The organism is Coprococcus sp. AF16-5 (genome assembly GCF_003479365.1).
GTDB lineage: Bacteria > Bacillota > Clostridia > Lachnospirales > Lachnospiraceae > Coprococcus > Coprococcus aceti.
In genome coordinates this window covers 361,641-385,549 of sequence record NZ_QUGZ01000001.1, presented here as the reverse complement: position 1 = coordinate 385,549, position 23,909 = coordinate 361,641, and the positions used below count along the sequence as shown (strand labels likewise).

Below are 23,909 nucleotides of genomic sequence, written 5' to 3'. Positions count from 1 at the left end.
ATACATGAAGATTTTTTTAGTTGTAGTTATCGTACTATGCATTATAACGCTTGTTAATGTTTTGATAGAGAGTTACCGCGAAAACAGAAGAATCTCGTTTTCAAATTATCAACTGCATGACAGGAGAATAAGAAAAAAAGCCCGGATAGTCATGATATCAGATCTCCACAATGCGGAATTTGGAAAGGACAACGAGAAGCTTATAAGCTGTATAGAAAAGATCAATCCGGATTTCATACTGGTGGCGGGGGATATAATAGTCGGAAAGCCGGGACTTACAGTAGATATAGGTATACATTTTCTGAATGAACTTGGCAAGCGTTTTCCTGTGTATATGGGAAAAGGAAATCATGAGATGCGCGTATCCATATATGAAAAATATGGTGATATGTGGAACAGGTTATATGAAGGAACAAAAGATAACATCACCTGGCTTATAAATGAAAGTGTTCATCTTGATGAATACAATGTCACGATATACGGACTTGACATGAAGACGGAATATTACAGAAGATTCAAAAAGCTCGATATGGATGAAGAGTATCTGCTGAATGAACTTCCACCGATAAGCAGATCCGATTACAATATACTTATAGGACATGATCCCGATTATTTTGAAGAATATTCCCGATGGGGCGCTGATCTTACTGTATCCGGCCATGTACATGGTGGACTTGTGATCCTGCCATTTCTCGGAGGCGTGATATCGCCTATGATCAGACTGTTTCCAAAGTACTATAAGGGGTTATATTCCTGCGATGGACATAATATGATAGTCTGTGCAGGACTCGGACTTCACACTATCCGAATCAGAGTTAATAACGAACCGGATCTGGTGACCATCAATTTGTCCAGATAACAGTGCGTTAGCCTCTTATATTTAAACATAATTAAGTGTTGAATTATAGTAATATAGCATATAATATTATGTATGTTGGATGTAAGTTCGCATGGAATTATGTGTGAAGGGGAAGAGCGTGATTTTATGAACAATAACACAGATGATAACAATATAGATAAAGATAATGTGAACACTGATGCCGCTGAAGAGATAGTTGCTGAAGAGACAATATTCGGGGGGACAGAGACCAAACCGGAGACTGCGGCATCGGATGCAGCCATTCCCGATGGAGCAGGGATACCGATATTCCCAGATAATGAAGCTTCTGATGAAGCGGACGAACCGGATGACAAGTCTGCAAAAAAGACTCATAGAGCTTTGAAGATCACAGCGGCTATATTTGGAGCGGTGGTCGTATGTACATATATAGTTATATCGATATGGTTCATGTTCCATTACAACTACAAGACATACATCAATGATATAGACTATTCGTTTTACTCACTTGATGATGTCGATGCATACATAGAGAGTTACATACAGGATTATTCCCTCACACTCAAGCTCAGGGGCGGTGAGGAACATGTCATAAAACCAGAAGATATATCGCTTGATATAAAGCCGAATATAACAGCCAAGAAGATCATAAGCGAACAAAATGGTTTTCTCTGGCCTTATTACATGCTAAAGAGAAAAGATTATGACCTTTACTATTCAGCGTCGTATGACAAGGATGCTCTCGAGAAGCTTTTGAAGAGCTATGACAGTCTTGACGAGTCCAAGATGGAGAAACCGGAAGATGCCTATGTTACGATCAAGGATGGAGAATCAACAATTATTCCTGATTCTGAAGGAAATTATCTTGATTTTGACAGATTATGCTGTATAATAGATGAGGCGATTGTTAAAGGTGAATCCGTGCTTGATGTATCGGAAAGTGACGCATACGAGAGTCCTGAGCTCACAGCCGACAGTGAAGAGATAGTAAATGAGCAGAAGGATCTTGCAAAGATCCTTGAGATGACCATTACATATGAGATTGATCAGGTGTCATGGAAGCTTACCAGCAAGGAATATGGCGACTGGATCAGCAACGTAAAAGGAAAATGGAAATTCTCAGAAGACAAGGTGCGTGAGTATGTCGAGAATATCGCAAGCAGATACGATACATACGGTGTGCCGAGGAATTTCAGAACTCATAATGGTGATGTCATCACTCTGGCGAATACCTGGTATGGCTGGATGATCGATGTGGACGGTGAGACAGAAGAGCTCATGAAGCTTCTTGAAGCCGGAGAGTCCACAACACATACACCGCCGTTTGACTGCTACGCTGCAGTTTATCACGATGGCGGCGATGATATCGGTGATTCATATATCGAATGTGATTTTGGCCAGCAGCATGTATATGCATATGTAGACGGCAATCTTGTGTGGGATTCCGACTGCGTAACCGGAAGCCTTGCAAACAATGGCAAATACAGAACACCTGAAGGTGTATATACGATCCTGTATAAGAAGACACCTGCTGTGCTTATCGGCGATGACTATGAGACTCCTGTAACATACTGGATGCCATTCATAGGCGAGCTGGGAATCGGATTCCATGATGCATCGTGGAGAAGTTCATTCGGCGGTGATATATACAAGAACAGCGGATCCCATGGATGTGTAAATCTTCCTGTATCCGCGGCAGAACAGTTGTTTAATATAGTATATGACGGAATGCCTGTCATCTGCTATTATTAAAGTGTAATTGGAGACGTACCCAAGAGGTTGAAGGGTCCGCACTCGAAATGCGGTAGGTCGGGCAACCGGCGCGAGGGTTCAAATCCCTCCGTCTCCGTTATAATTTATATAGATCCTGGTCAGGAATAATATCCTGACCTTGTTTTGTATTATGGGGGTGATGATTTGGTAACATACGATCAGTTGACGGAGGCTGCCTCGTATTTGAGACATGCGATAGGAGATGTTCCTGATATAGCCTTTATCCTGGGCAGTGGTCTGGGACATATGGCGGACGTTATTGAGAACCCTGTGTATGTGGATTACGGAGATATTCCACATTTTCCTGTATCTACAGTAGCAGGACACAGAGGCCGCTTCGTATACGGATGTATCCACGGGAAAAAGGTCCTTATCATGCAGGGACGGGTCCATTATTATGAAGGATACGATATGAGCCAGGTTGTCATGCCTGTCCGTGTCATAGGGCTGCTTGGTGTAGATAAACTTCTGCTCACAAATGCTGCAGGCGGAATATCTGAGAAGCTTGAGCCGGGCGATATCATGATGATAAGTGATCACATTTCAACATTTGTACCATCGCCACTCATTTGCAGTTACTACAATAAATTGGGTGTGAGATTTCCCGATATGACACATGTCTACGATGTGGAGCTGAATAGCTATATCAGAGAAGCATTTGCTGAAAATGATATTGATTTCAGGTCGGGTGTATATATTCAGGTCACCGGTCCTCAGTATGAGACTCCTGCAGAGATAAGAATGTTTGCGGGAATGGGGGCAGATGCAGTTGGAATGAGCACTGTATGTGAAGCCATAGCTGCAAGACATATGGAAATGCGTGTCGCAGGTCTTTCCTCAATATGCAACAAAGCTGCAGGCCTCGGCGGAGAGCTTTCGCACGAGGAGATCATTGCGGCGGGCGATGAAGCGTCAGGAAGACTTGTTCGTATCATAGACTCATTTATACAGAAAATATAATTATGGAGATCATATATGGATGTAATATTGTACACTGATGGATCTGCCAGAGGCAATCCAAATGGACCTGGTGGATATGGCGCTGTTCTTCAGTTTATCGATGCAAAGGGACAGCTTCATGAGAGAGAATACAGCCAGGGATATATAAAGACAACAAACAATAGAATGGAGCTTATGGCGGCGATAGTCGGGCTTGAGGCTCTTATAAAGCCATGTAATGTGAAATTGTATTCAGATTCACAGTATCTGTGCAACGCATTTAACCAGCACTGGATAGAGGGCTGGATCAAAAAAGGATGGAAGCGCGGCAAGAATGAACCGGTCAAAAACCGGGATTTGTGGGAACGTCTGCTTGCAGCAAAAGCACCACACAACGTGGAATTCCTGTGGGTCAAGGGTCATGCCGGCAACCCTGGAAATGAGAGATGTGACATGCTTGCAACAGCAGCCGCAGACGGCGATGGAAAAATAACTGATGAAGGCCTGGATCAGGCCTGAGTACGAGGAGATAAGACATGAAAAAGACAGATTTCAGAAAACTGTTTGATGATAAGATACTTATACTTGATGGAGCCACAGGAACAAATCTTATGAATGCAGGCATGCCTCTTGGCGTGTGCCCCGAGAAATGGATACTTGAACATCCACAGATAATGTTTGACCTCCAGGTTGCATATCTGAACGCCGGCACAGATATTCTGTATGCTCCAACCTTTACATGTAACAGGATAAAACTCAACGAGTATGGGCTTGCCGATGACCTTGAGGACATGAACAGAAGACTTGTAAAATTGTCTAAGGAAGCGGTCAAGGCTGTAGGCCATGGCCTTGTGGCGGGCGATATCACCATGACCGGCGAGATGCTCTATCCTATGGGAAAACTGAAGTTTGAAGAGCTGGTCGACGTGTATAAGGAACAGATAAAGGTCATAGACGAGAGTGGTTGTGACCTGCTTGTGGTCGAGACCATGATGAGCCTCGCTGAGACCAGAGCTGCGGTTATTGCGGCAAATGAAGTGTCAGATCTCCCTATAATCGCCAGCCTTACATTCAACGAGGATGGACGTACCCTGTATGGAACCGATCCTGTGACAGCAGTAAATGTTCTTCAGAATCTTGGAGTGGCAGCTATAGGTGTAAACTGTTCCACAGGCCCTGATAAGATGGTCGAGCTTGTTAGACAGATGAAGAGCATCGCATTTATCCCTGTATTTGCAAAGCCGAACGCCGGAATGCCGGAGCTTGTAAATGATAAAAGCGTATATCGGATGACCCCTGAGGAATTTGCTGAAGATATGAAGATGATAATCGAGGCCGGGGCCGGAATGGTTGGTGGCTGTTGCGGTACGAGACCTGAACACATAAAGGCTCTTGCTGATATGGCTTCCAAGATGCCTGTTCCTGAGATAAGTTCAGAGCATGTCAGATGTATATCATCTGAGCGTTCATCTCTCATAATAGATCTGGATGCTCCGTTTAAGGTTGTTGGAGAGAGAATCAACCCGACTGGAAAGAAGAAGCTTCAGGCTGAACTCAGGGAGGGATCTCTTGAGCTTGTCATGAATATGGCCGAAGAGCAGGTAGATAAAGGCGCTTCAATACTTGATATCAATGTCGGTATGAATGGTATCGATGAGAGAGATATGATGCTTAAGGTAGTATATCAGGTATCGCAGGCTGTAAACCTTCCGTTATGCCTTGATTCCAGCTCACCAGAGGTACTTGAGGCGGCACTTCGTATCTATCCGGGACGTGCGCTTGTCAATTCAGTATCCCTTGAGAAGGTGAAGATGGAAGAGATACTGCCTCTTGTAAAGAAGTACGGAGCTATGTTTATTCTTCTTCCTCTGTCGGATAAGGGGCTTCCGGAGAGTCCACAGGAGAAGGAGGACATAATCAACACGGTGCTTGGCACTGCGTATGAGATGGGATTTACGAAGAATGATGTGGTTGTGGACGGACTTGTTGCAACGGTCGGTGCCCAGAAGGACGCTGCCATCAACTGCCTGAAAACCATAAACTACTGTTATAACAACGGACTTGCAACCATCTGTGGTCTGTCCAACATTTCATTTGGACTTCCTGAGAGAATGTTTGTAAATACAGCATTCCTCACCATGGCTATCTCTCGTGGACTTACGATGGCTATAGCAAATCCATCCCAGACCATGCTTATGAATGCTGCATTTGCTTCTGATATGCTGCTTTTCAAGGAGGAGAGCGATGTCCGTTATATTGAGAATGTCAAACCTCTTGAGCTTGCCTCACCGGGAGCGGGTGCATCCGGCGGCAAAGCAGGATCTGATCTGGAAGGAAAAAGTCAGATTTATATAGATGTTCTCAAAGGAAATAAGAGGACCATACTTGACGATGTACATGCTGTGCTTGACAGCGGAGCTGATCCCCAGTCCATCATAGATAACGATCTGATAGGTGCGATAAATGAGGTTGGACGACTCTTCGAGAAGAAAAAATATTTCCTGCCACAGCTCATATCAAGTGCTGAGACCATGGAGATGGCGATAGGTGTTATAAGTCCACTTGTTCTGAAGGACAAGGACAGCTCTGATATGCCTACCATAGTCGTGGCGACAGTTGAGGGCGATATACATGATATAGGTAAGAACCTCGTGGTTCTTATGCTCAGAAACTATGGATTTAATGTTATAGATCTCGGCAAGGATGTTCCTTGTGATGTGATAATACAAGCGGCAAAGGATAACAACGCCAGCATAATCGGACTGTCAGCCCTCATGACAACCACCATGGTCAAGATGAAGGATGTTGTTGAAGCTGTGAAGGAGAATGGCCTGGACAGTAAAGTTGTTATAGGCGGTGCAGTTATAACCGAGAGCTACGCCGAGGAGATCGGTGCGGATGGATATTCCGAGGATGCGGCAAACTGCGTGGTTGTAGTCAAGAATCTTCTGGGCATAGAGTAAATATTTGGAAAAATCCGGATATCTCACTATAAGTTTTGGGGTATTTGTAAATACACAACAAAAATTATCAGAAATAACAGATAAAAATAATTACAAAATTCACGTTATAAATTGACATTAAAGTGGTTTATAACTATAATAATTTAGTACATTTTAAAGAGACGAGTTGAAAGGTGGTACATATAGATGGGTAATATTGTTTTGTCACTGCTTGTTGACAACACATCGGGAGTTTTGAGCAGAGTGTCAGGACTGTTCAGTAGAAGAGGTTATAACATTGACAGTGTGACAGTAGGAGAGACTGAGAATCCCGCTTATTCCAGAATGACTGTTGCAGTTAGCGGCGATGAAGCCAGCCTTATCCAGATCAAGAAACAGCTCAACAAGCTTGAGGATGTAGTGGATATAGTGGAGCTTGAGCCTGGCAAGTCTGTATGCAGAGAGCTCGTTCTTGTCAAGGTTAAAGCGAATCCGTCCGAGAGAAAGGATATTATCTCAGTTGCAGATATTTTCAGAGCAAATATAGTTGACGTTTCAAAAGATTCGGTTATTATAGAACTTACGGGAACAACAACCAAGTGTGAGGCGTTCCTCAGACTGCTCGATGGACATGAGATAGTTGAGCTTGTACGCACAGGTCTCACAGGTCTCATCAGAGGTTAATACGTTTTTAATTATCCAAGTGGTAGTTAATATATAAGTCATTTTATACATATTTAGGAGGATTAAAGAAATGGCAGAAGCAAAGATTTATTATCAGCAGGATTGCAATCTTTCATTACTTGATGGAAAGACAATCGCAATCATAGGATATGGTAGTCAGGGTCATGCACATGCCCTCAACGCTAAGGAGTCAGGATGCAATGTCATCATCGGTCTTTACGAGGGAAGCAAGTCATGGGCTAAGGCTGAGGCACAGGGATTTAAGGTATACACAGCCGCTGAGGCTGCAAAGCAGGCTGATATAATTATGATTCTTATCAACGATGAGTTACAGGCAGATATGTACAAGAAGGATATCGAGCCAAACCTTGAGCCAGGTAACATGCTTATGTTCGCTCATGGTTTCAACATTCACTTCGGTTGTATCAAGCCACCAAAGGATGTTGACGTAACAATGATTGCTCCAAAGGCACCTGGACACACAGTACGTTCAGAGTACCAGGCAGGAAAGGGTACACCTTGTCTTGTTGCTGTAGAGCAGGATGCTACAGGTAAGGCACTTGACCTTGCACTTGCATATGCACTTGCAATCGGTGGAGCAAGAGCCGGCGTTCTTGAGACAACATTCAGAACAGAGACAGAGACAGACCTCTTCGGTGAGCAGGCAGTCCTTTGTGGTGGTGTTTGTGCACTTATGCAGGCTGGTTTCGAGACACTTTGCGAGGCTGGTTATGATCCAAGAAACGCATACTTCGAGTGTATCCATGAGATGAAGCTTATCGTAGACCTTATCTACCAGTCAGGATTCGCTGGAATGAGATATTCAATCTCTAACACAGCAGAGTACGGTGACTATATAACAGGTCCTAAGATCGTTACAGCAGAGACAAAGAAGGCTATGAAGCAGATCCTTAAGGACATCCAGGATGGTTCATTTGCTAAGGAGTTCCTCCTTGACATGTCACCAGCAGGACGTCAGGTTCACTTCAAGGCTATGAGAAAGCTTGCTTCAGAGCATCCATCAGAGAAGGTTGGAGAGCAGATCAGAGCACTTTATAGCTGGAACAACGAGTCAGACAAGCTTATCAACAACTAATTTCTGGTTATATATTTAAACGTATACACTTTACCCGGTAATTACTGCATGCAGTGGTTGCCGGGTATTTTTTTTGAGGGCCGTATCCGCACTGGATACAGGCAGCCGCTATGATAACCAGTGCAGCAACACCTCATTTTACTTTGAATGGATTTTGTGATAGTATATATAAAGTATTGCGTTAGATTTGGAGGCGTATCGATATGGGTAAGCAGCTTACAAAAAAAGACATCGAAAAGATGGAACAGGAGATCGAATATAGAAAATGTGTAGTCAGGAAGGAGAAGCTTGAAGCCGTAAAGGAGGCCAGAGCTCAGGGGGATCTCAGTGAGAATTTCGAATATTATGCAGCAAAGAAAGACAAGAATGCCAATGAGCGAAGAATCAGATATCTGGACAGGCTTGTCAGGACTGCAGATATAATAGATGATACTTCAGCAGACGATGAGGTTGGAATTGATAACACGGTAACCGTTTATTTTGAGGATGACGACGAGGAGGAAACATACAGAGTTGTCACAAGCGTTCGTGCTGATGTGCTTGACGGAAGGGTGAGCAACGTATCACCTATAGGCAGGGCGATCATGGGACACAAGGTTGGCGACAGAGTCCAGGTCGTTCCAGAGAAGGGTGAACCGTATTATCTAGTCATAAGAAAGATTGAAAACACACAGGATGATGGATCATTTGAGATTAACTAGGTGGATCATATGAATTGTTTGGAAGCACAGTCAAAGATAATGGCGTTTATTGAGAATAAACTCCCTGACGATGAACTCAGAGAGTTTATTAAGCATGTCAGATCATGCAAAAACTGCTATGAAGAGCTGGATATCTATTACACGCTTATAGTTGGTATGAAACAACTGGACGAGTCTGATAATATATCTACAGATTTTAAGAATGCCCTGGATAAGCATCTTGAGGAAGAGATGAACAGACTTACCACGGTAAAGAGAATAGCAAATTCCACGATACTGGTCGGAATTGCAGCCGTTGTTGCCGGACTTATATGGCTGTACAGCGGTGCTCTTGACAAGGTCTACAACTATGAACAGAATTCCAAACTCAGTGAGCAACCTGAATACTATTATGCTGAATTCTTTGGCTCAAGACTTTTGGACGATTCCCGCTATGATCTCAGTGATATCGACAGATATTACGAAGAACAAAACAAAGTCAGGGATGAAAGTACGGAATTTATGCAGAATATCAAAAAATATAATGCAAATCATAAGGGTATCGAATAGTCAGAATACTCTATGGTGAGCGGTAAATAAGAGGAGGTTTTCATGCCAGATACAGGTAAAAAGATATTGATAATAGATGGACACAGCATACTTAACAGAGCTTTTTACGGGCTTCCGGATCTCACCAACTATGAGGGACTTCACACGAATGCTGTCCTCGGTTTTCTTAATATTATATTCAGGATAATCGACGAAGAGAATCCGACAAATGTATGCGTGGCATTTGACGTTAAACAGCCTACATTCAGACATCTTGTGTACAAAGAGTATAAGGGCACAAGAAAGCCTATGCCGGATGAACTGCGGGAGCAGGTACCACTCATAAAAGAAGTCTTGACAGCGATGAACGTCACCATAGTTGAGAAGGGTGGTTATGAGGCTGATGACATTATAGGAACATTGTCAAGAGTTGCAGATTCTGCCGGATACAAAGTCGTGATAGTATCGGGTGACAGGGATCTTCTGCAGCTTGCAACAGACAATATCCTCGTCCGTATTCCGAAGACAAAAGCAGGTGGAACCACGATAGAGAACTATTACGCAGATGATGTGAAGGATCTCTACGGAGTTACACCAGTCCAGTTTATAGATATGAAGGGACTTATGGGAGATACGTCAGATAACATCCCAGGGGTTCCCGGAATAGGCGAGAAGACCGCATCCAAGATCATTCAGCAGTGGGGATCTGTGGCCGGAGCTCTTGAACATATAGACGAGATCAAACCTCCTAAAGCCCAGAAAAATCTTGCGGAGTTCTCAGAACAGGCAATAATGTCCAGGGAGCTTGCAGCGATCAAGCTTGACTGTGAACTGGATTTCAAGCTTGAGGATACCACATATGAGAACGCGTTTAATGACAGTTCATACAACATTTTCAAAAGGCTGGAATTCAAGAGTCTCTTAAAGAAGTTTGACAACAAGCAGACCGTAAGTGAACTGAAACCGGATATAACAGTGGTAAATTCTACAGCCGACTTTACTTATATCGAGGATGCTGCAAAGAAATCAGAAGCTGTCGGTGTATACGTTGCCCACAGTGATGACATGATGCTCGGCATAGCCGTTGCCTGTGATTCAAAGAATGTGTATGTGATAAACTGTTCATCGGGTATAGATCCTGATGAGGCAGTCAAATTCATATACGATTTGAAGAATGCCGGAATCATCATATGCATGGAGGATCTTAAGAGCGCGCTGAAATATGTAGATTTTCATGAATGTGACACAAATGTACTTGATATAGGAGTGGCAGCATATCTCCTTAATCCGATGGAGGATTCATACGATTACGATGATGTCGCAAAGGAATATCTTGGCAACATACTTCCTTCTGAGAAGGAACTCATCGGCAAAGATGAATTGAATATATTTACATTTATAAGTGATAATTTCCTTGAAGTATTTTCGTACAAGGCGGTCGTTCCGCTCCTTGCAAAGGATGTCGTCATGGATAAGCTTGCCAAAGAAGGCATGCTCGAATTGTACAATAAGGTTGAGCTCCCTACCGTTTACACCTTATACGACATGGAAAAACGCGGAATAAGAGTCGACAAGACAGAACTTGAGGAATATAGCAAAAAACTTGAGAAGAGGATTCAGGAGCTTCACGATTCGATAATCGGTTACGCAGGAAAAGAGTTCAATATCAATTCTCCGAAGCAGCTTGGACCTATCCTTTTTGAAGATATGGGAATACCTGGTGGCAAGAAGACCAAGACAGGTTATTCTACAAGTGTAGATGTACTTGAGAAGGTCAAGAACGAACATCCGATCATAGGGGATATTCTGGAATACAGACAGCTCACAAAGCTTAATTCCACATATGCAGTGGGGCTTGTAAATTATATATCAGATGACGGACGTATCCATGGAACATTTAACCAGACCATCACGGCAACTGGAAGAATCAGTTCCACGGAGCCAAATCTTCAAAATATACCTATGAAGCTGGAGCTTGGAAGACTTATAAGAAAGGCATTTATCCCTAAGGAAGGATATGTATTTGTAGATGCTGATTACTCCCAGGTTGAGCTCCGTGTGCTTGCCCATCTGTCAGGAGATGAGGTTATGAAGAACGCTTTCCTTAACAACGTGGACATACACGCCACAACCGCATCCGAAGTGTTTGAGGTTCCTATCGATGAGGTTACATCTCTTCAGAGACGGCATGCAAAGGCTGTCAACTTCGGAATCGTGTACGGAATCAGCGCATTTGGTCTGAGTGAGGATCTGGGTATATCCAGAAAAGAGGCTTCCGATTTCATTGCAAAGTATTACGACACCTATAAGAGTATAAAAGCGTATTTGGATGAACAGGTAGCCCACGCAAAGGAAAAAGGCTATGTGACGACTATGTTCGGAAGGATCAGGCCTATCCCTGAGCTGAAGTCATCCAACTTTATGCAGAGGAGTTTTGGCGAGAGGGTTGCCATGAATTCGCCTATACAGGGAACCGCTGCGGACATAATCAAGATCGCCATGGTGAGAGTTAACATGAAGCTCAAGGAGCTCGGACTGAAGTCACAGCTTATCCTGCAGATACACGATGAGCTTCTTATAGAGGCTGCCGAGGATGAAGTGGACATAGTGAAGAAGCTTCTCGTTGATGAGATGATGCATGCCGCAGATATGACCGTACCTCTTGAGGTGGGCGTTGCATCAGGAAATAACTGGTATGAGGCAAAATAATATGAAGATCATAGGAATAACTGGTGGTATCGGTTCTGGAAAAACCGCTGTGCTTGATATAATGCAGCGAGACTACGGAGCATTCATTATGGAGGCCGACGCCCTGGCTCACAGACTCATGGAACCGGGACAGATATCATACAATGACATAGTGGAACACTTTGGAAGAGATATTCTTGATGAAGACAGCAGGATCGACAGAGCAAAACTTTCAGCGGTCGTTTTCAGCGATCAGAAGCAGCTCGATATCCTCAATTCCATAACCCACCCAAATGTAAAAAAGGCCATTCTTGAATCCATGGAGGAGCAGAAAAAGTCAGGATGCAGACTATACGTTCTTGAAGCTGCACTGCTTATCCAGGATGGGTATTTGGACATCTGCGATGAGATGTGGTATGTCTATGCAGACGTTTCAAAACGAATTGAACGTTTGTGCGCTTATCGCGGATTTACCGATGAAAAAGCAAGAAAAGTCATCGCTTCGCAGGAGCCTGACAGCTATTATGAGAAAAATTGTTCAAAAAAGATAGACAATTCAGGCAATTTAGAAAAATTGAGAAACCAGCTTAAGCTGGCGATGGGAATTGAGTGTTAGATTTTTTTAGTTATTATCACGGATTGTACGGATAAAAAGACAATTTTTTTGGCTATTTCTATTGAGAATAATGGGGCAATGAGTTAAACTTTAACTATGTGTGTTTTCATTATTTCAAAGGGGGAAATAAACATGAAGTTTATTGATCAGTTAAAAGAAAAAGCCAAACAGAATAAGAAAACGATCGTACTGCCTGAGACATCAGACATGAGAACAATCGAGGCAGCCGGCAAGGTATTGGCAGAGGGCATTGCGAACATTATCCTGGTTGGAGACAAGGAAGATATCATGAGCAGAGCTGGTGATATCGATCTCAGCGGAGCATCATTTGTTGACCCTAAGAATTATGAGAAATTTGATGAATACGTGGATGCTTTTGTAGAGATGAGAAGAAAGAAGGGCATGACCGAGGCAAGAGCCAAGGAACTGCTTTTAACAAACCCATTATATTTTGGATGTATGATGGTTAAGCAGGATGATGCAGACGGTATGGTTGCCGGTGCGATCAACGCATCAGCAGATGTGCTCCGTGCAGCACTTCAGACACTGAAGACTGCTCCGGGAACAAGAATCGTATCAGCATTCTTCCTGGTTGTAGTTCCAGATTGTCAGTATGGTGCCAATGGAACATTTGTATTTGCAGATGCAGGACTCAATCAGAGCCCGTCAGCGTCAGAGCTTGCAGATATCGCAGAGCAGTCAGCGAAGTCATTTGAACTTCTGGTTGATGAGACACCTGTTGTGGCTATGCTGTCACATTCAACAAAGGGAAGCGCAAAGCATCCTGACGTTGACAAGGTTATTGAAGCTACAGAGATCGTTAACGCTGAGTTCCCTGACCTTCTGTGTGATGGTGAGCTTCAGTCAGATGCAGCACTCGTTCCTGAGGTTGCAGCATCAAAGGCACCTGGAAGCAAGGTTGCAGGACATGCGAATGTTCTTGTGTTCCCTGATCTTGATGCAGCGAACATCGGATACAAGCTTGTACAGAGACTCGCAAAGGCTGATGCATATGGTCCTGTTACACAGGGTATTGCAAAGCCTGTAAACGACCTGTCAAGAGGCTGTGTTGCAGACGATATAGTTGGAGTTGTTGCCATAACAGCTATCCAGGCTCAGGCTCAGGAGGACGGCAGAATGAAGGTAACTCCAAAAGAGAGATAGTAAAAGATAATTTTTAAAGATGATTTATTTACACATAAGTTGTGCAGGAGGATTGAAATGAAGGTTCTTGTAATTAATTGTGGTAGTTCATCACTGAAGTATCAGCTTATTGATTCTGATACAGAGGCTGTTATAGCAAAAGGACTGTGTGAGAGGATCGGTATCGACGGAAAGCTCACACATCAGACCATGGGGAAAGATAAGTATACAGTGGATGCCGCTATGCCGGATCACAATGCTGCTGTAAAATTTGTTCTTGACGCTCTTCTTGATACAGATAAGGGAGCTATCGCTTCACTGTCAGAGATCGACGCTGTTGGACACAGAATAGTTCACGGCGGTGAGAAGTTTGCGAATTCAGTGGTTATAACAGACGAAGTAATGGCGGCCATAGAAGAGTGTAATGATCTTGCACCACTTCACAACCCTGCCAACCTCATTGGAATCAGAGCATGTCAGGCACATATGCCGGGTGTTCCTATGGTTGCGGTATTTGATACAGCATTCCACCAGACCATGCCTGATAAAGCATATACATATGCAATACCTTACGAATATTACGAGAATTATAAGATAAGAAGATACGGTTTCCACGGAACAAGCCACAGCTTTGTATCCAAGAGACTGGCAGAGCTTATAGGCAGGGATATCAAAGATACCAAGCTTATCGTATGCCACCTTGGAAACGGATCAAGTATCACAGCAGTTGACGGCGGTAAGTCAGTGGACACTTCCATGGGACTCACACCTCTTGCAGGTCTTCCTATGGGCACAAGAAGCGGTGATATAGATCCTGCGATTCTTGAGTTCATTGCCGGCAAAGAAGGCAAGAGCGTTGAGGAGATAACAACTATTCTTAATAAGAAGTCAGGTGTATCAGGACTTTCGGGCGTATCAAGTGATTTCAGAGATCTTGACGCTGGTATGAAGGAAGGCAATGACAGATGCCGGCTCGCTCTCGATGTATTCTGCTACAGTGTCAAGAAATATATTGGAGCATATGCAGCTGCAATGGGAGGTCTTGATGCGATAGCGTTTACGGCAGGAATCGGAGAGAACAATCCATATGTAAGAAGAGTTTCAACAATGGATCTTTCATTCATGGGTATCGATATAGATGAGACTAAGAACGAGATCCGCGGCGAAGAGCAGAAGATCTCCACTGACGCTTCAAAGGTTCAGGTATGGGTAGTTCCTACAAACGAAGAGCTTGCCATTGCAAGAGAGACTGTAGAGCTTGTTACAAAATAAGTCTTCTGTATAACGACAGGATTCAGTTGACGGAATTGTATAAAAATTTTGCAATATTTTGTTGACAATAAATATCTGTATATGTATAATAGCAGATGTGCGATTTTTAGGAGATATTATGTTAATTGATTTATCTGAGATTTTATCCACTGAGGGATTGACTAAAAGCGTTGAAGTACATGTAGACTTTGATAATTTCCAGTTTAAGGGAATGGACTACCGGATTGGACAGGCAGATGATTTTCAACTGAATCTGTCGAATGACGGCAAGAACAGAGTCAAGGTTACCGGAAGCACTGATGTTGTCATGGAGCTTGTGTGTGACAGATGTCTGGAGGAGTTTGAGAGAACTTTCCATATAGATATCGACACAGTTATTGATACTTCCGTTTTGGATTCTGATAAGGTAGATGAGATAGATGAGTTAAGCTATTTTGAAGACTGTAATATCGATATGGACGCACTGTTGAAAAAGGAACTGATGGGTTTAGTTCCAATACAGATTCTGTGCAGGGATGACTGCAAGGGACTCTGTAAGGTGTGTGGAACGAATCTGAATCATGGTACATGTAACTGTGATGATTTTGTTCCTGATCCGAGATTATCAGTTTTTAATGACATCTTAAAGAATTGAGGAGGTGTGAATAATGTCAATTTGTCCAAAGAATAAGAGCTCAAAGGCTAGAAGAGATAAGAGAAGAGCTAACTGGAAGATGTCTGCACCAGCATTAGTTAAGTGCAGCAAGTGTGGCGAGTTAATGGTTCCACACAGAGTTTGTAAGAACTGCGGTTCATACAACAAGAAAGAGATTATCTCAGTTGCTGAGTAATTTCCAGTTCTCACTCGGTATTTGAGTAGTAGAATAAACAAGACCTTTCTTATTTTTATAATAAGGAAGGTCTTTTTTCGTGCACATATATACATAGCGGTTTGTATATTTGTACTGAAATATTTGACTTTGACAATTCAGAAATATATAATGACCTTGTGCGTTTGCACCTAAAAATAATTATATGGTGGGATATCCCATAATACACGTAAGATAGGAGAGTTTTGATATGGGCGATACAAGAATTGTAGTAGATGCTATGGGCGGAGATTATGCACCGGAGTGGATCATAAGAGGTGCTGTAGAAGCTGTGAACGAAGGGGCAAAGGCTCATATAATTCTCACTGGAAAAGAGGCTGTCATAAAGGGTGAGCTTGCAAAATACACATATGACACCTCCAAGATAGAGATAAAGAACTGTACTGAGGAGATCACATGTCACGATGCACCTGTTCAGGCAATCAGAAGCAAGAAAGACTCATCACTTACAGTTGGAATGAATATGGTGAAAAGCGGTGATGCAGATGCGATAATATCTGCGGGAAGCTCAGGAGCCATACTTGCAGGAGGTCAGCTAATAGTTGGAAGATCTAAAGGTGTTAAGAGATCACCACTTGCGCCTCTCATCCCAACAACAAAAGGATACTCCCTGCTCATAGACTGTGGTGCGAATGTTGATGCAAGACCTGAGCATCTTGTTCAGTTTGCTAAGATGGGCACTGTATATATGGAGAACATAGAGAAGATCAAAAAACCTAGAGTAGCCATTGTGAATATCGGCGACGAGGAAGAGAAGGGCAACGCTCTCGTAAAGGAGACATACCCGCTTCTTAAGGAATGTAAGGATATCAACTTTATCGGAAGTATAGAGGCTCGTGAGATACCAAACGGTGCTGCAGATGTAATTGTTTGTGAAGCATTTGTGGGAAATGTAATATTAAAGCTTTATGAGGGGCTTGCAAAAATGCTTCTTGGAGAGATAAAGAAGGCGGTCATGTCCTCATTCAAATCCAAGATCGGAGGCGCACTGATAAAAGGTTCACTCGGCGAGCTCAAGGAGAGATTTAATGCCAAGACTAAGGGTGGCGCACCGCTCCTCGGTCTCAAGGGTCTTGTTGTCAAGATCCACGGCAATTCACATAACGAAGAAGTTAAAAGTGCAATATTCCAGTGTATCAGTTTCAGCGAGACCGGTGTAAATGCCAAGATAGCTGATAAGCTGAGTGAGGAGCAGGCATAATGAAGAAGGATTATGGTGAGCTTGAAAAAAGAATAGGATACGAATTCAAGGATATAAGACTTCTGATAACGGCTCTGACACACACGTCATTTGCAAATGAGCTTAAGGTTAATAAAACTGAGTCATATGAGAGACTTGAGTTTCTCGGGGATGCCATCCTTGAGTATATTGTGAGTGACTATCTCTTCCACAAGAAGAGAGAATATGAGGAGGGAAAACTCACAAAGCTGAGGGCAAGTCTCGTATGCGAATTTACTCTTTCACAGATATCCGAGAGTCTTGGATATGGCAAATTTGTCCTTCTTAGCAAGGGTGAAGCCCAGACAGGCGGAAGGACAAGGAAATCCATTCTGTGTGATCTCTTTGAATCCGTTCTCGGTGCGATGTATCTTGATGGCGGAATGGATGTCGCCAAGAAGTTTGTCCATCAGTTCCTGCTGGATGACGTTGAGACAAAATCATTGTTCTACGATGCAAAGTCAACCCTTCAGGAATTCTGCCAGAAGAATGGAAAAGAATTAAAGTATGAGCTCATAGAGGAGAAGGGGCCTGAACATAACAAGATATTTGTATCGGATGCCATGATAGATGGCCAGGCTACAGCCAGAGGTGAGGGTTCAAACAGAAAAAACTCCGAACAGATGGCTGCATACAAAACATTGTTACAATTAAGAAAAAAGCAGGATTAATTTATGTATTTAAAGAGTATAGAGGTAAATGGCTTCAAGTCATTTGCAAACAAGATAGTATTCAAATTCAATCACGGAATAACCTGTATCGTTGGACCTAATGGTTCGGGTAAAAGCAATGTAGCGGATGCAGTGAGATGGGTTCTGGGTGAACAGAGTGCCAAGAGTCTCCGTGGTTCCAAGATGGAGGATGTCATTTTCTCGGGAACACAGCTCAGAAAGCCGCAGGGCTCCGCATATGTTGCCATAACTCTTGACAACAGCGATCACAGCCTTCCTATAGATTATAATGAAGTCACAGTTGCAAGACGAGTATACAGATCAGGAGAGTCTGAATATCTGATTAACGGTACTGTCAGCAGACTGAAGGATGTATATTCTCTCTTCTTTGACACTGGTATCGGTAAGGAGGGTTATTCAATCATCGGACAGGGCCAGATCGAGAAGATCCTCAATGGTAAACCTGAGGAGAGACGAGAGCTTTTTGACGAGGCTGCCGGAATCGTAAAGTTCAAGAAGAACAAGGCTGCTGCGGAGAAATCACTTGAAGCAGAGAGGGACAATCTCAGCCGTGTCAACGACATTCTCAAGGAGCTTGAAAAACAGGTCGGACCACTCAAGGAGCAGTCTGAGACCGCAAGGAAATATCTGGCATTTAAAAATGAATTAAAAAAACTCGATGTGAATGCATTCCTTCTTGAGACAGAGAAACTTAAAACAGCTCTCGAGGAAGATCAGAACAGGCTCACTATCGTAAACGATGATATAGATGAGAGCAAGCAGGCGTATGAACAGACAAAGGAAGAATACGACCAGATAGAGACTGCTATAGAGCAGCTCAATTCCATAATTGAATCATCTAAAAACGAGATTCATGAGAACAGGCTTGCAAAAGAGCGTGCTGAAGGTGAGATAAATGTTATCAACCAGCAGATAATCACACTCAAAATGAACGATCAGAACATACATGATCAGATAGACCGAATCAACAGCCAGATCGAGTCCGGCGAGAAAGAACTCGCAGATTACACATCCCAGAAAGATGAACTGGATGACTCTATCTCAGAAGTTGAACAGGCACTTAAAACAGCCCAGAAGGAAAGCTCCGACATGACCTCCTACATAGAGGCCTGCCAGCAGGAGATTGAGAGCTGCAAGGCTGACATCATAGAATATATGCATGAGAGCGGTAATCTCCAGGCAAAGGTCGGAAGATATGACGCCATGCTGGAGAATATCAACTTTAGAAAGACACAGCTCAACCAGAGACTTCTGCAGTTTAAGAGCGACGATGCCGGGGACAAGAAGGAATATGAGTCACTGTCATCACAGCTTGCCGAACTTGAGGCGGGAGTAAAGGTCATTCTCGCGGGATTGGACAGTGCAACCGATCAGCTTGCCCAGAATCAGAATAGAAACAAAACTAACCGTGAGCTGATCCACAACACCAACGAGAAGCTTTCGGCCACAGAGTCCAAGATGGAGGCTCTCAGAAATATAACTGAGAGATACGACGGATACGGCAACAGTATCAGACGAGTCATGGAACAGAAGCAGTGGAATCCGGGCATAATAGGCGTTGTTGCGGACATAATCACGGTAAATCAGAAATACGAGGTCGCTGTGGAGACTGCCCTTGGCGGAAGTATACAGAACATTGTCACTGAAGACGATGCCACTGCCAAGAGAATGATCTCATATCTGAAGACCAATAGACTCGGACGTGCAACATTTCTTCCGCTTAACAACATAACAGACCGCGGTTCCGTCAAAAATGATGTGCTCAGGGAAAAAGGAGTCATAGGAGTTGCATCAGATCTTGTTGAGGTCGATTCCAAATTCAACACGCTGGTAAAGAACCTTTTAGGCAGGATCATAGTTGTCGACAATATCGATAATGCCCTGGCGGTAGCGCGTAAGAACAATCAGTCGCTCAGACTTGTCACCATAGAGGGAGAACTGATAAATCCGGGCGGATCAATGACCGGAGGTGCATTCAGGAATTCCAGTAACCTTCTCGGAAGAAAGAGAGAACTGGATGAACTCAAGGAGCAAATCGATAACCTGAAATCAACAGCGTCAAAGGCTGCGGCTCTCGACGCACAACTTAAGACTTCAAGAGATCAGCTCAGACAGGATATAGACAAATACAACTCCGAACTGCAGCAGGCATATCTGAAAAAGAATACTCTGACCATGAGTATTGACCAGGTCAAAGAAAAACTTGCCGAATCTGAAAGAGTATTTGTCTCGATCGAGAAAGAGGTAGCAGAGCTCAATAATCAGATAACGGAGATAAACAACAATAAGGATTCTCTTGCCGACAACAACAAAAAGCATGAAGCCATGAGGCTTGAAGCTGAGGCAAGAGTGGAAGAACTTGAGGGACAGGGACAGGAGAACAAGGATAAGCTCACCGCTGCAAACGCAAGGGTATCTGAGCTTATGATTAAGTTTAATTCCGTCAAGCAGAAAGAGGACTTCATTGTAGAAAATATCCGAAGAATAAATATGGATATCGAAAAATACAAGGAAGAACTTGAGGGCTTTACAAGCCGCGTGGAGTCATCATTCAGTGAGATCACAGAGCTGGAAGACAGGATAGCTGCTATAAAGACAGATATCGCAAGCAGAACCGGAAGTATCGCTGACAACGAGGACAAGGTAAACGAATTCTCAGTCAAGAGAGAGGAATTACAGCAGAGCCACAAGGAATTCTTTGCCAGACGAGAAGAACTTTCCGAAAAGATTGCAGGACTCGAGAAGGACTCATACAAGCTCACATCGGTAATCGAGAAGAACACTGAGAAAGCAGACGAACTCAGCAACTATATGTGGGAGGAGTATGAGCTTACATACAGCAGTGCCCAGGAACTCAAGGACGATAATCTTCCTGAACTGCCGGCACTAAAGAAGGAGATCGTTGCAGTAAAGGCCAAGATCAAATCCCTTGGAGATGTCAACGTCAATGCCATAGATGACTACAAGGAAGTCTCTGAGAGATACGAATTTCTCAAGGGACAGCATGACGATATAGTCAGTGCGGAGACCAACCTTGTAAATATCATTGCGGAGCTTGAAAAATCAATGCAGGAGCAGTTTGCCGAGAAGTTCAAGGAGATACAGGTCATGTTCGACAAGGTATTCAAGGAGCTGTTCGGTGGTGGACGTGGTGCACTTGAGCTGGTTGATACCGAGGATCTTCTTGAAACAGGTATCAGGATCATAGCACAGCCACCTGGAAAGAAGCTCCAGAATATGATGCAGTTGTCAGGTGGAGAGAAGTCCCTCACCGCCATAGCACTGTTATTTGCAATTCAGAGTCTGAAGCCATCACCTTTCTGTCTGCTGGACGAGATAGAGGCGGCTCTTGACGACTCGAACGTAAGAAGATTTGCACAGTATCTCAACAGGCTTACAAAGGATACGCAGTTCATAGTTATATCACACAGAAAGGGAACCATGGAGGCTGCTGATATCCTGTACGGTATAACTATGCAGGAGAAGGGTGTATCTACCCTCGTATCAGTCAACCTTATTGAGAACGATCTGGATAAATAACAATAGAAGATATTAAACAGGAGGTATGTCATGGCAGAGGAAAAAGAGAAAAAAGGATTTTTTGCGAGACTTAAGGCAGGTCTTGCAAAGACAAGAGATAATATAGTAGAAAGCTTTACAGATGTATTCGGTGCATCCCATATAGATGATGATTTCTATGAGAATCTTGAAGAGACATTTATCATGGCTGATATGGGATATGAGACGACTGAGAAGGTTATAGAGGGACTTAAGCAGAAGGTTGAGGATTCACACATCAAAGAACCTGCTGCCTGCAAGGAACTTGTGATCAATATAATCAAGAACCAGATGTCTGTGGACGATTCAGCGTACGACTTCGAGAATAAGAAGTCTGTTGTGCTGGTCATCGGGGTAAATGGTGTCGGCAAGACAACGACCATCGGAAAGCTTGCTGCCCAGTACCGCCAGAGAGGCAAGAAGGTTCTCATGGCTGCTGCCGATACATTCAGAGCTGCCGCCATAGATCAGTTAAAGACCTGGGCTGACAGGGCACAGGTTGATATAATTTCACACAATGAGGGCGCTGATCCCGCTGCAGTTGTATACGACGCAGTGGCTGCCGCCAAGGCAAGAGATACGGATATCCTTCTCGTTGATACAGCGGGAAGACTTCACAACAAGAAGAATCTCATGGACGAGCTTGCAAAGATGAGAAGGATCATCACAAGGGATTATCCGGAGGCAAATGTTGAGGCGCTCATAGTTCTGGACGGAACAACAGGTCAGAATGCCCTTGAACAGGCAAGACAGTTCAGCAATGTAACTGAGCTTGACGGTATAGTTATCACCAAGCTTGACGGAACTGCCAAGGGTGGTATTGCGATAGCGATCCAGGCAGAGCTTGACGTACCGGTCAAGTTTATCGGAGTTGGTGAGAAGATCGGTGATCTCCAGAGATTTGACCCTCAGGAATATGTCAACGCATTGTTCGCAGATTTTGACGAGGACAGATCCGAGATCGATATGCTCATCGGCGATGACATGTAATACTACGGCATATATAATGATCATATGTATGTATGCCAATGTACTTATATCTGTGCACAACCATATATGATTTTCAAAAGGATTTTTACATAAGGAGACATTAACAAATGGCAGAACAGAACACAACAGACAAACTGACACTTGCGAAATTTGAGGAGGCCTACGACATTGTACATAAGGTGGTTCTCCCTACAAAGCTCATATACAGTGACTATTTCAGTGGGATAACAGGCAACAAGGTATACTTCAAACCTGAGAACCTTCAGAAGACTGGTGCATACAAGATCAGGGGTGCATATTACAAGATAAGCACTCTTTCAGATGAAGAGAGACAGAAGGGACTGATAACAGCTTCGGCTGGAAATCATGCCCAGGGTGTGGCATATGCTGCAAAAGCATATGGAGTAAAGGCGACCATCGTTATGCCTTCATCTACACCTCTCATCAAGGTTAACAGAACTAAGGCATACGGCGCAGAGGTTATACTGTATGGAGACGTATATGATGAATCATGTGCATACGCTCTTGAGCTTGCAGAGGACAAGGGTTATACATTCATTCATCCGTTCGATGATCTCGATGTTGCCACAGGACAGGGCTCGGTTGCGATGGAGATCATAAAGGAGCTTCCTTTCGTTGACTATATCCTTGTTCCTATCGGAGGTGGCGGTCTGGCAACAGGTGTGTCCACACTTGCCAAGATGATGAATCCGAACATCAAGGTCATAGGTGTTGAGCCTGCCGGAGCAAACTGTATGCAGGTCTCACTGAAGAACAAGAAGGTTACAACACTTCCATATGTCGACACCATTGCAGATGGAACTGCAGTAAAGACACCGGGAAGCAAGATTTTCCCATATATACAGAAGAACATAGATGATATTATAACTGTAGAGGATAACGAACTCATCGTTTCATTCCTCGATATGCTTGAGAACCACAAGCTTCTTGTTGAGAATTCAGGTCTTCTCACAGTGGCAGCACTTAAGCATCTCGATGTAAAGGGTGCCAAGGTCGTAAGCATACTGTCGGGCGGCAATATGGATATGATAACATTTGCCTCACTTGTACAGCACGGACTTATCGCAAGAAGCAGGATCTTCACAGTTTCAACACTTCTTCCTGACAAGCCGGGTGCACTCATGAACATTTCAAAGGTTATCGCTGATCTCCAGGGAAATGTTATCAAGCTTGAGCACAACCAGTTCGTATCCATCAACAGGAATTCAGCAGTTGAGCTTGTTATCACTATGGAGGCATTTGGCCCTGAGCACAAGCAGCTCATCATCAACACACTTGCTGATAAGGGCTACAAGCCAAAGGAAGTCATGACAAAGGGAATATACAATTAATTGTAGTTG

20 protein-coding genes and 1 tRNA gene are annotated in these 23,909 nt (G+C 43.6%); all 21 read left to right on the top strand.

Annotation, left to right across the window (positions count from 1 at the left end; genetic code table 11):
* Nucleotides 1-4: 4 nt before the first annotated feature.
* The 21 genes from DWW70_RS01735 to ilvA all read left to right on the top strand — a co-directional run bounded on the left by DWW70_RS01735 (nt 5) and on the right by ilvA (nt 23,900).
* Nucleotides 5-859 (top strand): metallophosphoesterase, encoded by an 855-nt coding sequence (locus DWW70_RS01735; protein ID WP_055222678.1) that lies wholly within the window; start codon nt 5-7, stop codon nt 857-859.
* Between the two features lie 126 nt (nt 860-985).
* Complete coding sequence (locus DWW70_RS01730; protein WP_055279944.1) at nt 986-2,590, top strand: L,D-transpeptidase family protein; 1,605 nt, start codon at nt 986-988, stop codon at nt 2,588-2,590.
* Nucleotides 2,591-2,599: 9 nt separating this feature from the next.
* A tRNA-Ser gene (locus tag DWW70_RS01725) sits at nt 2,600-2,687 on the top strand.
* A gap of 68 nt (nt 2,688-2,755) precedes the next feature.
* On the top strand, nt 2,756-3,571 hold the full coding sequence (locus tag DWW70_RS01720) for a purine-nucleoside phosphorylase (RefSeq protein WP_243017636.1): 816 nt from the start codon (nt 2,756-2,758) through the stop codon (nt 3,569-3,571).
* 15 nt (nt 3,572-3,586) lie between these two features.
* Nucleotides 3,587-4,069, top strand: a complete 483-nt coding sequence (gene rnhA, locus DWW70_RS01715) for a ribonuclease HI (RefSeq protein WP_022216442.1) — start codon at nt 3,587-3,589, stop codon at nt 4,067-4,069.
* A 17-nt stretch (nt 4,070-4,086) separates the two neighbouring features.
* Complete coding sequence (locus DWW70_RS01710; RefSeq protein ID WP_118649151.1) at nt 4,087-6,513, top strand: homocysteine S-methyltransferase family protein; 2,427 nt, start codon at nt 4,087-4,089, stop codon at nt 6,511-6,513.
* 186 nt (nt 6,514-6,699) lie between these two features.
* The gene (ilvN, locus tag DWW70_RS01705) at nt 6,700-7,176 is read left to right on the top strand and encodes an acetolactate synthase small subunit (RefSeq protein ID WP_015534958.1); all 477 of its coding nucleotides are present in this window, start codon (nt 6,700-6,702) and stop codon (nt 7,174-7,176) included.
* Nucleotides 7,177-7,246: 70 nt separating this feature from the next.
* Nucleotides 7,247-8,272, top strand: a complete 1,026-nt coding sequence (gene ilvC / locus DWW70_RS01700; protein WP_015534957.1) for a ketol-acid reductoisomerase — start codon at nt 7,247-7,249, stop codon at nt 8,270-8,272.
* A gap of 203 nt (nt 8,273-8,475) precedes the next feature.
* Nucleotides 8,476-8,973, top strand: coding sequence for a transcription elongation factor GreA (gene greA / locus DWW70_RS01695; protein WP_015534956.1), 498 nt, complete (start codon nt 8,476-8,478; stop codon nt 8,971-8,973).
* Nucleotides 8,974-8,982: 9 nt separating this feature from the next.
* A complete protein-coding gene (locus tag DWW70_RS01690; RefSeq protein ID WP_022216444.1) occupies nt 8,983-9,522 on the top strand; it encodes an anti-sigma factor family protein in 540 nt (179 codons plus the stop codon).
* A 42-nt stretch (nt 9,523-9,564) separates the two neighbouring features.
* A complete protein-coding gene (polA, locus tag DWW70_RS01685) occupies nt 9,565-12,210 on the top strand; it encodes a DNA polymerase I (protein ID WP_118649150.1) in 2,646 nt (881 codons plus the stop codon).
* Entirely contained in the window at nt 12,197-12,805 is a 609-nt protein-coding gene (gene coaE, locus DWW70_RS01680; RefSeq protein WP_242857267.1) for a dephospho-CoA kinase, read from the top strand. The genes polA and coaE overlap by 14 nt, the downstream gene beginning before the upstream one ends.
* Before the next feature lie 132 nt (nt 12,806-12,937).
* Entirely contained in the window at nt 12,938-13,969 is a 1,032-nt protein-coding gene (gene pta, locus DWW70_RS01675; RefSeq protein WP_055222666.1) for a phosphate acetyltransferase, read from the top strand.
* Between the two features lie 57 nt (nt 13,970-14,026).
* Nucleotides 14,027-15,220, top strand: a complete 1,194-nt coding sequence (locus tag DWW70_RS01670) for an acetate/propionate family kinase (protein ID WP_117548948.1) — start codon at nt 14,027-14,029, stop codon at nt 15,218-15,220.
* 118 nt (nt 15,221-15,338) lie between these two features.
* Entirely contained in the window at nt 15,339-15,854 is a 516-nt protein-coding gene (locus tag DWW70_RS01665; RefSeq protein WP_117548949.1) for a YceD family protein, read from the top strand.
* Between the two features lie 13 nt (nt 15,855-15,867).
* Nucleotides 15,868-16,050, top strand: a complete 183-nt coding sequence (gene rpmF / locus DWW70_RS01660) for a 50S ribosomal protein L32 (RefSeq protein WP_004850916.1) — start codon at nt 15,868-15,870, stop codon at nt 16,048-16,050.
* Between the two features lie 229 nt (nt 16,051-16,279).
* On the top strand, nt 16,280-17,290 hold the full coding sequence (plsX, locus tag DWW70_RS01655; protein WP_118649149.1) for a phosphate acyltransferase PlsX: 1,011 nt from the start codon (nt 16,280-16,282) through the stop codon (nt 17,288-17,290).
* Nucleotides 17,290-17,979: a ribonuclease III gene (gene rnc / locus DWW70_RS01650; RefSeq protein WP_117548951.1), complete on the top strand. Its 690-nt coding sequence runs from the start codon at nt 17,290-17,292 to the stop codon at nt 17,977-17,979. The genes plsX and rnc overlap by 1 nt, the downstream gene beginning before the upstream one ends.
* Nucleotides 17,980-17,982: 3 nt before the next feature.
* Entirely contained in the window at nt 17,983-21,540 is a 3,558-nt protein-coding gene (gene smc, locus DWW70_RS01645; RefSeq protein ID WP_118649148.1) for a chromosome segregation protein SMC, read from the top strand.
* A gap of 30 nt (nt 21,541-21,570) precedes the next feature.
* The gene (gene ftsY, locus DWW70_RS01640; RefSeq protein ID WP_022216450.1) at nt 21,571-22,548 is read left to right on the top strand and encodes a signal recognition particle-docking protein FtsY; all 978 of its coding nucleotides are present in this window, start codon (nt 21,571-21,573) and stop codon (nt 22,546-22,548) included.
* Between the two features lie 107 nt (nt 22,549-22,655).
* Nucleotides 22,656-23,900: a threonine ammonia-lyase gene (gene ilvA / locus DWW70_RS01635; protein ID WP_015534949.1), complete on the top strand. Its 1,245-nt coding sequence runs from the start codon at nt 22,656-22,658 to the stop codon at nt 23,898-23,900.
* The last annotated feature ends 9 nt before the right edge of the window (nt 23,901-23,909 follow it).